The organism is Citrobacter sp. Cf087, from assembly GCF_030334285.1.
Taxonomy (GTDB): domain Bacteria; phylum Pseudomonadota; class Gammaproteobacteria; order Enterobacterales; family Enterobacteriaceae; genus Citrobacter; species Citrobacter freundii.
Window position 1 is genome coordinate 284,646 of record NZ_JAOWED010000031.1, and the last position, 13,591, is coordinate 298,236.

At 52.3% G+C, this 13,591-nt stretch carries 11 protein-coding genes; 9 read left to right on the forward strand and 2 right to left on the reverse strand.

Annotated features, from left to right (window positions below; genetic code table 11):
• Positions 1 to 5: 5 nt before the first annotated feature.
• Positions 6 to 605, reverse strand: coding sequence for a 5'-deoxynucleotidase (yfbR, locus tag OGV57_RS17965; RefSeq protein ID WP_003028083.1), 600 nt, complete (start codon positions 603 to 605; stop codon positions 6 to 8).
• Between the two features lie 83 nt (positions 606 to 688).
• A complete protein-coding gene (alaA, locus tag OGV57_RS17970; protein WP_003028082.1) occupies positions 689 to 1,906 on the reverse strand; it encodes an alanine transaminase AlaA in 1,218 nt (405 codons plus the stop codon).
• 927 nt (positions 1,907 to 2,833) lie between these two features.
• Here alaA and lrhA point away from each other — a divergent pair.
• The 9 genes from lrhA (at position 2,834) to nuoI (ending at position 13,584) form a co-directional block, all read left to right on the forward strand.
• Positions 2,834 to 3,772 carry a transcriptional regulator LrhA gene (lrhA, locus tag OGV57_RS17975; protein WP_003028079.1) on the forward strand — a complete coding sequence of 313 codons (939 nt, stop codon included), beginning with the start codon at positions 2,834 to 2,836 and terminating at the stop codon, positions 3,770 to 3,772.
• Positions 3,773 to 4,399: 627 nt separating this feature from the next.
• Complete coding sequence (gene nuoA, locus OGV57_RS17980; protein WP_003028077.1) at positions 4,400 to 4,843, forward strand: NADH-quinone oxidoreductase subunit NuoA; 444 nt, start codon at positions 4,400 to 4,402, stop codon at positions 4,841 to 4,843.
• Positions 4,844 to 4,858: 15 nt separating this feature from the next.
• Complete coding sequence (nuoB, locus tag OGV57_RS17985; RefSeq protein ID WP_003028075.1) at positions 4,859 to 5,521, forward strand: NADH-quinone oxidoreductase subunit NuoB; 663 nt, start codon at positions 4,859 to 4,861, stop codon at positions 5,519 to 5,521.
• An 85-nt stretch (positions 5,522 to 5,606) separates the two neighbouring features.
• The gene (nuoC, locus tag OGV57_RS17990; RefSeq protein WP_003028072.1) at positions 5,607 to 7,409 is read left to right on the forward strand and encodes an NADH-quinone oxidoreductase subunit C/D; all 1,803 of its coding nucleotides are present in this window, start codon (positions 5,607 to 5,609) and stop codon (positions 7,407 to 7,409) included.
• 2 nt (positions 7,410 to 7,411) lie between these two features.
• The gene (gene nuoE, locus OGV57_RS17995; protein ID WP_003845087.1) at positions 7,412 to 7,912 is read left to right on the forward strand and encodes an NADH-quinone oxidoreductase subunit NuoE; all 501 of its coding nucleotides are present in this window, start codon (positions 7,412 to 7,414) and stop codon (positions 7,910 to 7,912) included.
• The gene (nuoF, locus tag OGV57_RS18000; RefSeq protein WP_003839356.1) at positions 7,909 to 9,246 is read left to right on the forward strand and encodes an NADH-quinone oxidoreductase subunit NuoF; all 1,338 of its coding nucleotides are present in this window, start codon (positions 7,909 to 7,911) and stop codon (positions 9,244 to 9,246) included. The genes nuoE and nuoF overlap by 4 nt, the downstream gene beginning before the upstream one ends.
• A gap of 80 nt (positions 9,247 to 9,326) precedes the next feature.
• Complete coding sequence (gene nuoG / locus OGV57_RS18005; RefSeq protein ID WP_054528695.1) at positions 9,327 to 12,053, forward strand: NADH-quinone oxidoreductase subunit NuoG; 2,727 nt, start codon at positions 9,327 to 9,329, stop codon at positions 12,051 to 12,053.
• Positions 12,050 to 13,027 (forward strand): NADH-quinone oxidoreductase subunit NuoH, encoded by a 978-nt coding sequence (gene nuoH / locus OGV57_RS18010; protein ID WP_003028063.1) that lies wholly within the window; start codon positions 12,050 to 12,052, stop codon positions 13,025 to 13,027. Before nuoG ends, nuoH begins: the two co-directional genes overlap by 4 nt.
• 14 nt (positions 13,028 to 13,041) lie before the next feature.
• Positions 13,042 to 13,584: an NADH-quinone oxidoreductase subunit NuoI gene (gene nuoI, locus OGV57_RS18015; protein WP_003028062.1), complete on the forward strand. Its 543-nt coding sequence runs from the start codon at positions 13,042 to 13,044 to the stop codon at positions 13,582 to 13,584.
• Positions 13,585 to 13,591 lie beyond the last annotated feature (7 nt).

Consider the following 13,591-nt stretch of genomic DNA (forward strand, 5'->3'; position numbering starts at 1 on the left):
ATCGTTTAAAGCGGTGAATCCTGGCTGATTTCATCTAATGAAAGGTGAAAGCTTGGGACAAACACGTCCATAAAGTAGTCCATCTCTTCGCTGCGTCGTGACTCCAGCGTTTTTTCCAGACGTGTTTTCGCCAGCAGAAATTCGTTGTTACCGGCGGAGAGTTCTTCCAGGCACTTCAGATACGCGCACAGGGCATCGGCCTGTTTAACAATCGATCTTTCTTCTTCACTTAAGGCATGTTCATCAATGAGCGGTGCAAAAATATCGCGCAACTCATCGGGAACCATATCGACCAGTTTTTGCTGGGCAATTTTCTCTATCGCTTTATATTCCTGAGCAATCTGCGAGTTGAAATATTTCACTGGGGTAGGGAGATCGCCGGTTAACACCTCTGACGCATCGTGGTACATAGCCAGCAGGGCAATACGCTCAGCATTTACCTGACCACCAAATTTACGGTTTTTGATCGCGGCCAGCGCATGAGCAACCATGGCAACCTGCAGACTGTGTTCGGACACGTTTTCGGTGCGCACGTTGCGCATCAGCGGCCAGCGGTTAATGAGTTTCAGACGGGAGAGGTGGGCAAAAAAGTGGCTCTGCTTCATAACGACCCTTACTCAGTGACTTCAGTAACGGTATTTTGCGCAGAGAGTGCTACCGGATGCAAACCCGGTAGCACTTTGCGTGGTTACAGCTGGCGATACCCTGACAGGAAACGCTCAAATTTACTCAACGACATTTCGATATCATCAATTCGCGGCAGCGTAACGATGCGGAAATGATCCGGCCACGGCCAGTTGAATGCTGTCCCCTGGACCAGCAGTACTTTTTCCTGCAACAGGAAGTCGAGCACCATCTTCTGGTCGTCATGAATATTGAAGCGCTTGGCGTCAATTTTCGGGAACATATACAGTGCACCGCGCGGTTTTACGCAAGAGACGCCAGGGATATCATTGAGCAGTTCCCAGGCGCGGTTACGTTGCTCATACAGACGTCCGCCAGGCATGATGAATTCGCTGATGCTCTGATATCCACCCAGCGCGGTCTGAATGGCATGTTGTGCCGGGACATTCGCACACAGGCGCATAGAAGCCAGCATCTCAAGGCCTTCGATATACCCTTTGGCATGTTTCTTCGGTCCGTTCAGTACCATCCAGCCCTGACGGAAACCGGCAACACGATAGGTTTTTGACAGGCCGTTAAAGGTAATAGTCAGCAGATCCGGGGCCATTGCCGCAATCGAGTGGTGCTCGGCGTCATCGTAGAGAATTTTGTCGTAAATCTCATCTGCAAAGATGATGAGGTTGTTCTGGCGAGCAATCTCAACAATCTCCATCAGCAGCTCTTTAGAATAAACAGCGCCGGTTGGGTTGTTGGGGTTGATGATGACGATCCCACGCGTACGCGGCGTAATTTTGGCGCGGATATCATCCAGGTCCGGGAACCAGTCTGACGATTCATCACACAGGTAGTGCACGGCATTACCACCAGAGAGCGAAACCGCCGCCGTCCACAGTGGATAATCAGGTGCAGGAACCAGCATTTCGTCCCCACTGTTCAGCAATGCCTGCATGGCCTGCACAATCAATTCGGATACGCCGTTACCGATATAGATATCTTCTACGGTTACATCGCGCATCCCGCGGGCCTGGTAATGCTGCATGATTGCTTTGCGGGCTGAATAAAGGCCTTTGGAATCGCAATATCCTTGCGCAGTTGGCAAATTGCGGATCACATCCACTAAAATTTCATCTGGTGCTTCAAACCCGAAAGGCGCAGGGTTGCCGATGTTCAGTTTCAGAACTTTGTTGCCTTCTTCTTCCAGGCGCTTTGCTTCCTTCAGAACCGGGCCGCGAATGTCATAACAGACGTTTTCTAATTTGCTGGATTTTTCAATGGGGGACATGAACGTTGACCTTTTTAGCTGTGAATGCCACTCCCTGCCGTGGAAGTCAGCCCAGCACAATGTACTCCCACGACGGTGAGTTTTGAAGGGTCTTTAGTAGAAGATTTTGGAAAGCAGGAGGACGATAATTAACTTTTAATAACTAAATTATGCAATTATTACAGTGTAATAATCTGGATTGTTGTGTTTTTTATGGTTTGTGTTTTGCTTTGTTGGCTTTGGTATGGTGATTTGTCTGGTCGAAAAAAGTTACCCCTATAAAACAAAATGCAGTCGATATCTGTGTGATACGGCGCGATTCGAAAATACTGAGGTTTCATCAACGAATTCTGTTATCGGTCTGATCCCTACGTGATACGGTGTGAATCCATTGTTAAGCATAATTAATGAATTGAGAGATTCTTAATTAATTATTATTTATTATTTAAACGACATCAAATTGAGTGGGCTAATAATACGAAAACCGTTGCACTGACATAACACCAATTCGCCCGGAATTATTCGCAATAACACTTATAAATATAGTGGTTTTAGGTTAAGATAACGCCTATGAAATGGTTTGTAGTACGAGTTTTACGATAATTCAAATGTTTGTTGGTTGTTCATAACATACTGAAAAGTTAGTTTTTAATGTGTAAATTATTGTTCGTTAACTATTTTTTAAATTTACAAAATTTACATGTTTTCCATTAGTCAGAATCATACGGCAGCTAAAAATACGGCTCTTTCTCGTTGCTATATTCCGATGAATATCACGGGTTTTAAAATAGCTCAGAAAGAGAATTGTTTCGTTTGTTAAACCAAATACATCCTTATTTTCACTTGGTTACACTAAGCGAAACTGAAGGGAGGCACATTACAAATGGAGTTGTTTGATTCTGAATGCACAGCATTAACCCGGTATGACCCGCGAGTAAGTGAAAAACTATGATAAATGCAAATCGTCCGATAATTAACCTCGACCTCGATCTGCTGAGAACCTTTGTTGCTGTTGCCGACCTAAATACCTTCGCGGCTGCGGCAGCTGCGGTATGTCGAACTCAGTCTGCGGTAAGTCAGCAAATGCAGCGCCTTGAGCAACTTGTGGGGAAAGAGTTGTTCGCGCGTCATGGACGCAACAAACTGCTGACCGAACATGGTATCCAGCTGTTGGGTTACGCCAGGAAAATACTGCGATTTAATGATGAGGCATGCTCATCATTGATGTTTAACAATCTTCAGGGGGTGTTAACTATCGGTGCTTCTGATGAATCCGCCGACACCATACTCCCATTTCTGCTTAACCGCATTAGTTCGGTTTATCCGAAACTTGCGCTTGATGTAAGAGTGAAACGCAATGCTTACATGGTGGAGATGCTTAAGTCGCAAGAAGTGGATTTAGTGGTCACCACGAATCGCCCTGACGATTTTGAATGCCTGAATTTGCGGACTTCACCGACGCACTGGTATTGCGCAGCCGAATATATCCTGCAAAAAGGCGAACCGGTGCCGTTAGTTCTGCTGGACGATCCCAGCCCGTTTCGCGATATCGTGCTGGCGACGTTGAATGCCGCACAGATCCCGTGGCGTCTGGCTTATGTCGCTTCAACATTGCCTGCGGTCCGCGCGGCGGTAAAAGCAGGGCTTGGCGTCACTGCGCGTCCTGTAGAAATGATGAGCCCGGATTTACGCGTACTGGGTGCGGCGGACGGATTGCCACCTCTGCCTGATACCGAGTATCTGTTGTGCAGCGATCCGGCCACGCAAAATGAATTAGCTCAGGCTATCTTTAAGTCGATGCAGACATATCAAAATCCTTGGCAATACAATCAGTTTACCCCTGAAGGGGGAGATGACTCGCTGATTGTTGAAGGCGACTTTGAGTAAAGCGTCACAGAAAAACGTTTAAAAATGTAAGTGTAAAAAAGGGCCACTGATGATGAAAAAACATCCAGCGGCTCTTTTTTTATGCAAATATTACTGCTTTCTGTTCATTCATATACTAAAACTTAACAAAATCAGCAGGTAAAAAAACAGACTGACAATAGGGTGAAAAATAATCAGCCGCGTTGCTAAATGTTTCCATGTTAAAAAACTAGAGAAATTGTTGCTGTTTTTTATGGTGAATTAACAAAAGCGTGTCACAGATCAAGAAAATACTCCCATTTAGGGGGAGGCATCTGGGTGAATTCCTGTCAAAATAGACGTGTATTATCTTTTTTACTTCACTACGGACACGATTCAACAACATTAAAAATGACCGATGATGCAATCGAAATGGGTCTAAAGAGCACTTTATGTTAATGAAGTTAGGGTAGTGTAAAATAATGTGAGGAAACTTTTGTTAAAGTTGACAAAAGGTTATAGAAAGGAGTAAAAAACCCCATCAATTAGCTGTATAAAATGATTTTCCACAGTGATTGTAAGGTTTTTTTTATTCCTCCCCATGAATCGATGTGGCGTTCATCTGCCGAAAAGAGCAGAGAATTTGGCGCTACTTTTGATGAGTAAGCAATGAGTATGTCAACATCCACTGAAATCATCGCTCATCACTGGGCATTCGCTATCTTTCTTATCGTTGCCATTGGCCTGTGCTGCCTGATGCTCGTCGGCGGCTGGTTTTTAGGGGGTCGCGCACGCGCGAGATCTAAAAACGTGCCGTTTGAATCAGGTATCGACTCGGTCGGCACCGCCCGCCTGCGCCTGTCTGCCAAGTTTTATCTGGTAGCCATGTTCTTCGTTATCTTCGACGTTGAAGCGCTGTATCTGTTCGCATGGTCAACTTCTATCCGTGAAAGCGGTTGGATTGGCTTTGTGGAAGCTGCAATTTTTATTTTTGTGTTACTGGCAGGTCTGGTTTATCTGGTGCGTATTGGCGCGCTGGACTGGACGCCCGCGCGTTCACGCCGCGAGCGTATGAACCCGGAAACGAACAGTATCGCTAATCGTCAACGCTAACCGCGAGGCATTAAGATGGATTATACGCTCACCCGCATAGATCCTAACGGTGAGAACGACCGTTACCCCCTGCAAAAACAGGAGATCGTAACCGACCCCCTGGAACAAGAAGTTAACAAAAACGTGTTCATGGGCAAACTGCATGACATGGTTAACTGGGGCCGTAAAAACTCAATTTGGCCATATAACTTTGGCCTTTCCTGCTGCTACGTTGAGATGGTGACCTCGTTTACCGCCGTGCACGATGTGGCCCGTTTTGGTGCAGAAGTACTGCGTGCATCGCCGCGTCAGGCTGACCTGATGGTCGTAGCCGGAACCTGCTTTACCAAAATGGCGCCAGTTATTCAGCGCCTCTACGATCAGATGCTGGAACCGAAATGGGTTATTTCCATGGGCGCATGCGCCAACTCCGGCGGGATGTACGACATCTATTCTGTAGTGCAGGGCGTTGATAAATTTATTCCGGTCGATGTGTACATCCCGGGATGTCCGCCGCGCCCAGAAGCGTATATGCAGGCTCTGATGCTGCTGCAAGATTCCATTGGCAAAGAACGCCGTCCGCTCTCCTGGGTGGTTGGCGATCAGGGCGTTTATCGCGCCAATATGCAGTCAGAACGCGAGCGTAAACGCGGCGAACGTATTGCTGTAACGAATCTTCGTACACCAGACGAGATTTAATTTGCGCCTGTCGGCAGCAGCACTTCCTTCGCTTATCACTACATAAATAGCGCGAAGCACTGCCGACCACCACGGACCATTTGCAATGGTGAACAATATGACCGACTTAACCGCGCAAGACGCCGCATGGCAAACACGGGATCACCTTGATGACCCGGTCATTGGCGAACTGCGCAACCGTTTTGGGCCGGATGCCTTTACCGTTCAGGCGACTCGCACCGGGGTACCCGTTGTTTGGGTCAAGCGTGAACAATTACTGGAAGTTGGCGATTTCTTAAAGAGACTGCCGAAACCTTACGTCATGCTGTTTGACTTACACGGCATGGACGAACGTCTGCGTACGCACCGCGAAGGGTTACCCGCCGCGGATTTTTCCGTTTTCTATCACCTGATCTCCATTGAACGCAATCGCGATATCATGCTCAAGGTGGCTTTGTCTGAAAACGATCTGCGCGTACCGACTTTCACCAAACTGTTCCCGAACGCCAACTGGTATGAGCGTGAAACCTGGGAAATGTTTGGCATCGATATCGAAGGTCACCCGCACCTGACGCGTCTGCTGATGCCGCATACCTGGGAAGGTCATCCGCTGCGTAAAGACTACCCGGCGCGTGCAACCGAATTCGACCCGTTTGAGCTGACTAAAGCCAAACAGGATCTGGAAATGGAAGCGCTGACCTTCAAACCTGAAGATTGGGGCATGAAGCGTAGCACCGAAAATGAGGACTTCATGTTCCTCAACCTCGGTCCTAACCACCCGTCTTCCCACGGTGCGTTCCGTATTGTGCTGCAGCTTGATGGCGAAGAAATCGTCGACTGCGTACCTGACATCGGCTACCACCACCGTGGCGCTGAAAAGATGGGCGAACGTCAGTCCTGGCACAGTTACATTCCGTACACCGACCGTATCGAGTACCTCGGCGGCTGCGTTAACGAAATGCCTTACGTACTGGCGGTTGAGAAACTGGCAGGCATCACCACGCCGGATCGCGTCAACGTGATTCGCGTCATGCTGTCTGAATTGTTCCGTATCAACAGTCATCTGCTGTATATCTCCACGTTCATTCAGGACGTCGGCGCGATGACCCCGGTATTCTTCGCCTTTACTGACCGTCAGAAAATCTACGACGTCGTGGAAGCGATCACCGGTTTCCGTATGCACCCGGCCTGGTTCCGTATCGGCGGTGTGGCACACGATCTGCCGCGCGGTTGGGACAAACTGCTGCGTGATTTCCTCGACTGGATGCCAAAACGTCTGGATTCTTACGAGAAAGCCGCGCTGCGTAACACCATCCTGAAAGGCCGTTCGCAGGGTGTTGCCGCTTACGGTAAGAAAGAAGCGCTGGACTGGGGTTGTACCGGTGCTGCGCTGCGTGCGACCGGTATTGATTTCGACGTGCGTAAAGCGCGTCCGTACTCTGGCTATGAAAACTTTGACTTTGAGGTCCCGGTTGGCGGCGGTGTGTCCGACTGCTATACCCGCGTGATGCTGAAAGTTGAAGAGCTGCGCCAGAGTCTGCGCATCCTTGAGCAGTGCCTCAATAACATGCCGGAAGGCCCGTTCAAAGCGGATCACCCGCTGACGACGCCGCCACCGAAAGAGCGCACGCTGCAACATATCGAAACCCTTATCACCCACTTCCTGCAGGTTTCGTGGGGTCCGGTTATGCCGGCAAACGAGTCCTTCCAGATGGTGGAAGCGACCAAGGGTATCAACAGTTACTACCTGACCAGCGATGGCAGCACCATGAGTTACCGTACCCGTATCCGTACCCCGAGCTATGCGCACCTGCAGCAGATCCCGGTAGCGGTACGTGGCAGCCTGGTGTCCGACCTGATCGTCCATCTGGGTAGTATCGATTTTGTTATGTCAGATGTGGACCGCTAATTATGCACGAGAATCAACAACCACAAACCGAGGCTTTTGAGCTGAGTGCGGCTGAGCGTGAAGCGATTGAGCACGAGAAGCACCACTACGAAGACCCGCGTGCGGCGTCCATTGAAGCGCTGAAAATCGTTCAGAAACAGCGTGGCTGGGTGCCGGATGGGGCGATCTATGCGATCGCTGATGTGCTGGGTATTCCGCCAAGCGACGTAGAAGGTGTTGCTACGTTTTATAGCCAGATCTTCCGCCAGCCGGTAGGTCGCCACGTGATCCGCTATTGCGACAGCGTGGTGTGCCATATCAACGGCTACCAGGGGATCCAGGCCGCGCTTGAGAAAAAACTCAACATCAAGCCGGGGCAGACGACTTTTGATGGTCGCTTTACGCTGCTGCCGACCTGTTGCCTGGGGAACTGCGACAAAGGGCCAAACATGATGATCGATGAGGATACTCATGCTCATCTGACCCCGGAAGGCATTCCCGAACTGCTGGAGCGGTATAAATGAAAGACATTATCCGTACTCCCGAAACCCATCCGCTGACCTGGCGTCTGCGTGATGACAAACAGCCGGTCTGGCTGGATGAATACCGTAGCAAGAACGGCTACGAAGGTGCGCGTAAGGCTCTGACCGGGCTGTCACCGGATGAAATCGTTAATCAGGTAAAAGACGCTGGCCTGAAAGGGCGCGGCGGCGCGGGCTTTTCCACCGGTCTGAAGTGGAGTCTGATGCCGAAAGACGAATCCATGAACATCCGTTACCTGCTGTGTAACGCCGATGAAATGGAGCCGGGCACCTATAAAGACCGTCTGCTGATGGAACAGCTGCCGCACCTGCTGGTGGAAGGCATGCTGATTTCCGCGTTTGCGCTGAAAGCGTACCGTGGTTACATCTTCCTGCGCGGTGAATATATCGAAGCAGCCGTGCATCTGCGTCGCGCTATCGCCGAAGCGACCGAAGCCGGTCTGCTAGGCAAAAACATTATGGGCACCGGTTTCGACTTCGAACTGTTTGTCCACACTGGGGCAGGGCGTTACATCTGCGGTGAAGAAACCGCGCTGATCAACTCCCTCGAAGGTCGCCGTGCTAACCCACGCTCCAAGCCGCCGTTCCCGGCAAGCTCTGGCGCATGGGGTAAGCCGACCTGCGTAAACAACGTCGAAACCCTGTGTAATGTACCGGCTATCCTCGCGAACGGCGTGGAGTGGTACCAGAACATTTCGAAGAGCAAAGACGCGGGCACCAAGCTGATGGGCTTCTCCGGTCGTGTGAAGAACCCTGGCCTGTGGGAACTGCCTTTCGGTACTACCGCGCGTGAGATCCTCGAAGATTACGCGGGCGGCATGCGCGATGGCCTGAAGTTCAAAGCCTGGCAACCTGGCGGCGCGGGGACTGACTTCCTGACCGAAGCACACCTCGATCTGCCGATGGAATTCGAAAGCATTGGTAAAGCAGGTAGCCGTTTGGGCACCGCGCTGGCAATGGCTGTCGATCACGAGATTGGCATGGTTCCTCTGGTGCGTAACCTCGAAGAGTTCTTTGCCCGCGAGTCCTGTGGCTGGTGTACGCCGTGCCGTGATGGTCTGCCGTGGAGTGTGAAAATTCTGCGCGCGCTTGAGCGTGGCGAAGGCCAGCCTGGGGATATCGAGACACTTGAGCAACTGTGTCGTTTCCTCGGCCCGGGTAAAACCTTCTGTGCACACGCACCGGGTGCAGTGGAACCGCTGCAGAGCGCCATTAAATATTTCCGCGAAGAATTCGAAGCTGGCATCAAGCAGACCTTCAGCAATACCCACGCTATTGGTGGTATTCAGCCGAACCTGCTGAAAGAGCGCTGGTGATCACAGGGTTAGCCCTGTGTCGCGATAAGAAATTCGATTAACGCTCGGTTACGACCGAGCCAACTGGAAGCATGCTGACTATGGCTACGATTCATGTAGACGGCAAAGAATATGAGGTCAACGGAGCGGACAACCTGCTGGAAGCTTGTCTGTCTCTTGGCCTTGATATTCCGTACTTTTGCTGGCACCCGGCGCTGGGAAGCGTCGGTGCTTGCCGCCAGTGTGCGGTGAAGCAATATCAGAACGCGGAAGACACGCGTGGTCGCCTGGTGATGTCTTGTATGACACCGGCCACCGAAGGCACCTTTATTTCTATTGATGACGAAGAAGCGAAGCAGTTCCGCGAAAGCGTCGTGGAGTGGTTGATGACTAACCACCCGCACGACTGTCCGGTCTGTGAAGAGGGCGGCAACTGCCACCTGCAGGATATGACCGTCATGACCGGTCACAGCTTCCGTCGCTACCGCTTCACGAAGCGTACTCACCGTAACCAGGACCTGGGGCCGTTCATCTCTCACGAAATGAACCGCTGCATCGCCTGCTATCGCTGTGTACGTTACTACAAAGATTACGCCGATGGTGCGGATCTGGGCGTGTATGGCGCACATGACAACGTCTACTTCGGTCGTCCGGAAGACGGTACGCTCGAAAGCGAATTCTCTGGCAACCTGGTCGAAATTTGTCCAACCGGCGTCTTCACCGATAAAACGCACTCCGAGCGTTATAACCGTAAATGGGACATGCAGTTTGCGCCGAGCATCTGCCAGCAGTGTTCCATCGGCTGTAACACCAGCCCGGGCGAGCGCTACGGTGAACTGCGTCGTATCGAAAACCGTTATAACGGTACCGTTAACCACTACTTCCTCTGCGACCGTGGTCGTTTCGGCTATGGTTACGTGAACCTGAAAGACCGTCCGCGTCAGCCGGTACAGCGTCGTGGCGATGACCTGATCACGCTGAACGCCGAGCAGGCGATGCAGGGCGCGGCAGATATTCTGCGTCAGTCGAAGAAAGTGATTGGTATCGGCTCCCCGCGCGCCAGCGTTGAAAGTAACTTCGCGCTGCGTGAACTGGTCGGTGCGGATAACTTCTATACCGGTATCGCTCAGGGCGAACTGGATCGTCTGCAACTGGCGTTGAGCGTACTGCGTGACGGCGGGATTCATACTCCGGCTCTGCGCGAAATCGAATCTTATGATGCGGTTCTGGTGCTGGGCGAAGATGTCACCCAGACCGGCGCACGCGTTGCGCTGGCGGTGCGTCAGGCGGTGAAAGGTAAAGCGCGTGAAATGGCGGCGGCACAGAAAGTGGCTGACTGGCAGATCGCAGCAATCCTTAATATCGGCCAGCGTGCTAAGCATCCGCTGTTCGTTACCAACGTCGATAACACCCGTCTGGACGATATCGCCGCTTGGACCTATCGCGCACCGGTTGAAGATCAGGCGCGTTTAGGTTTCGCTATCGCCCACGCGCTGGATAACAACGCGCCGGCGGTTGACGGTATCGACCGTGACATGCAGAACAAAATTGACGTTATCGTTCAGGCACTAGCCGGGGCGAAGAAACCACTGATTATTTCCGGCACCAACGCCGGTAGCGCCGAAGTGATTCAGGCGGCTGCCAACGTGGCGAAGGCGCTGAAAGGCCGTGGCGCAGACGTTGGCATCACCATGATTGCTCGCTCGGTTAACAGCATGGGCCTCGGCATGATTGGCGGTGGTTCCCTTGACGATGCGCTGACCGAGCTGGAAACAGGCCGCGCTGACGCTGTTGTGGTGCTGGAAAATGACCTGCATCGCCATGCTTCAGCCGCTCGCGTTGATGCCGCGCTGGCGAAAGCGCCGCTGGTACTGGTCGTTGACCATCAGCGTACGGCAATTATGGAAAACGCCCATCTGGTGCTTTCCGCTGCAAGCTTCGCCGAAAGCGATGGTACGGTGATTAACAACGAAGGCCGCGCCCAGCGTTTCTTCCAGGTCTATGACCCATCCTACTACGACAGCAACACCGTAATGCTGGAAAGCTGGCGCTGGCTGCACTCGCTGCACAGCACCGTGCAGAGCCGTGAAGTGGACTGGACGCAGCTCGACCACGTTATCGACGCGGTCGTTGAGAAGTTGCCGCAGCTGGCGGGCATTAAAGATGCCGCGCCGGACGCAAGCTTCCGTATCCGTGGACAGAAGCTGGCGCGTGAACCGCACCGCTACAGTGGGCGTACCGCAATGCGCGCCAACATCAGCGTACACGAACCGCGTCAACCGCAGGACAAAGACACCATGTTCGCTTTCTCTATGGAAGGGAACAACCAGCCGTCTGCACCGCGTTCACAAATTCCGTTTGCCTGGGCTCCGGGCTGGAACTCCCCACAGGCGTGGAACAAGTTCCAGGATGAAGTGGGCGGTAAACTGCGTCATGGCGATCCGGGCGTGCGCCTGATCGAAGCTTCTGCGGATGGTATGGATTACTTCACTACCGTTCCGGCGAGCTTCCAGGCTCAGGATGGTCAGTGGCGTGTCGCGCCGTACTACCATCTGTTTGGTAGTGACGAAATGTCCCAGCGTGCGCCGGTCTTCCAGACCCGTATGCCGCAGCCGTACATCAAACTCAACCCGGCTGATGCCGCGAAGTTGGGTGTTAATGCCGGTACGCGCGTTTCTTTCAGCTACGATGGCAACACGGTTACGCTGCCGGTTGAAATCGCTGAAGGATTAACGGCAGGGCAGGTTGGTTTGCCGATGGGCATGCCTGGCATCGCGCCGGTTCTGGCAGGTGCGCGTCTTGAGGATCTGCAGGAGGCACAACAATGAGTTGGATTACACCCGATCTGATTGAGATCCTGCTGAGCATTCTCAAAGCGGTGGTGATCCTGCTGGTGGTGGTCACCTGCGGGGCATTCATGAGCTTTGGCGAACGTCGTCTGCTGGGTCTGTTCCAGAACCGTTACGGACCGAACCGTGTTGGCTGGGGCGGTTCGCTCCAGCTGGTTGCGGACATGATCAAGATGTTCTTTAAAGAAGACTGGATCCCGAAATTCTCGGATCGCGTCATCTTTACCCTGGCACCGATGATCGCCTTCACCTCGCTGCTGCTGGCTTTCGCCATCGTGCCGGTGAGTCCGAACTGGGTGGTTGCTGACCTGAACATCGGGATCCTGTTCTTCCTGATGATGGCGGGCCTCGCGGTATACGCAGTGCTGTTCGCCGGCTGGTCCAGTAACAACAAATACTCCCTGCTCGGTGCGATGCGTGCGTCTGCGCAGACCCTAAGCTACGAAGTGTTCCTCGGACTTTCCCTGATGGGCGTGGTGGCGCAGGCCGGTTCATTTAACATGACCGACATCGTCAACAACCAGGCTGATATCTGGAACGTTATTCCGCAGTTCTTTGGTTTTGTCACCTTTGCCATCGCGGGCGTGGCGGTGTGTCACCGTCACCCGTTTGACCAGCCAGAAGCCGAGCAGGAACTGGCCGACGGTTACCACATTGAATATTCCGGTATGAAATTCGGTCTGTTCTTCGTGGGTGAATACATCGGTATCGTCACCATTTCTGCACTGATGGTTACCCTGTTCTTCGGTGGCTGGCATGGCCCGTTCTTACCGCCATTCGTCTGGTTCGCGCTGAAAACCGCGTTCTTCATGATGATGTTCATTTTGATTCGTGCGTCGTTACCGCGTCCTCGTTATGACCAGGTAATGTCCTTCGGCTGGAAAGTCTGTCTGCCGCTGACGCTCGTCAACTTGCTGGTAACTGCGGCTGTCATTCTCTGGCAGGCGCAATAAGGGACACAAAGACCATGACCTTAAAAGAATTGTTCGTAGGTTTCGGCACCCAGGTACGCAGTATCTGGATGATCGGCCTGCATGCGTTCGCGAAACGCGAAACGCAGATGTACCCGGAAGAGCCGGTCTATCTACCGCCCCGTTTTCGTGGTCGTATCGTTCTGACTCGTGATCCAGACGGTGAAGAGCGCTGCGTTGCCTGTAACCTGTGTGCGGTAGCGTGTCCGGTAGGCTGTATCTCTTTGCAAAAAGCAGAGACCAAAGATGGCCGCTGGTATCCGGAGTTTTTCCGCATTAACTTCTCACGCTGCATTTTCTGCGGCCTGTGCGAAGAAGCCTGTCCGACAACGGCTATTCAGCTGACTCCAGATTTCGAGCTGGGTGAGTACAAGCGCCAGGACCTGGTTTACGAGAAAGAGGATCTGCTGATCTCCGGTCCGGGCAAATACCCGGAATATAACTTCTACCGGATGGCAGGTATGGCAATCGACGGCAAAGATAAGGGCGAAGCAGAGAACGAAGCCAAGCCTATCGACGTCAAGAGCCTGTTACCGTAAGGAGAGG

What these genes read in the sequence shown, in the direction of transcription:
- nuoG (WP_054528695.1), top strand. Translation starts at nt 9,327, where the DNA reads ATGGCTACGATTCATGTAGACGGCAAAGAATATGAGGTCAACGGAGCG.
- nuoE (WP_003845087.1), top strand. Translation starts at nt 7,412, where the DNA reads ATGCACGAGAATCAACAACCACAAACCGAGGCTTTTGAGCTGAGTGCG.
- nuoH (WP_003028063.1), top strand. Translation starts at nt 12,050, where the DNA reads ATGAGTTGGATTACACCCGATCTGATTGAGATCCTGCTGAGCATTCTC.
- nuoF (WP_003839356.1), top strand. Translation starts at nt 7,909, where the DNA reads ATGAAAGACATTATCCGTACTCCCGAAACCCATCCGCTGACCTGGCGT.
- nuoC (WP_003028072.1), top strand. Translation starts at nt 5,607, where the DNA reads ATGGTGAACAATATGACCGACTTAACCGCGCAAGACGCCGCATGGCAA.
- alaA (WP_003028082.1), bottom strand. Translation starts at nt 1,906, where the DNA reads ATGTCCCCCATTGAAAAATCCAGCAAATTAGAAAACGTCTGTTATGAC.
- yfbR (WP_003028083.1), bottom strand. Translation starts at nt 605, where the DNA reads ATGAAGCAGAGCCACTTTTTTGCCCACCTCTCCCGTCTGAAACTCATT.
- lrhA (WP_003028079.1), top strand. Translation starts at nt 2,834, where the DNA reads ATGATAAATGCAAATCGTCCGATAATTAACCTCGACCTCGATCTGCTG.
- nuoA (WP_003028077.1), top strand. Translation starts at nt 4,400, where the DNA reads ATGAGTATGTCAACATCCACTGAAATCATCGCTCATCACTGGGCATTC.
- nuoI (WP_003028062.1), top strand. Translation starts at nt 13,042, where the DNA reads ATGACCTTAAAAGAATTGTTCGTAGGTTTCGGCACCCAGGTACGCAGT.
- nuoB (WP_003028075.1), top strand. Translation starts at nt 4,859, where the DNA reads ATGGATTATACGCTCACCCGCATAGATCCTAACGGTGAGAACGACCGT.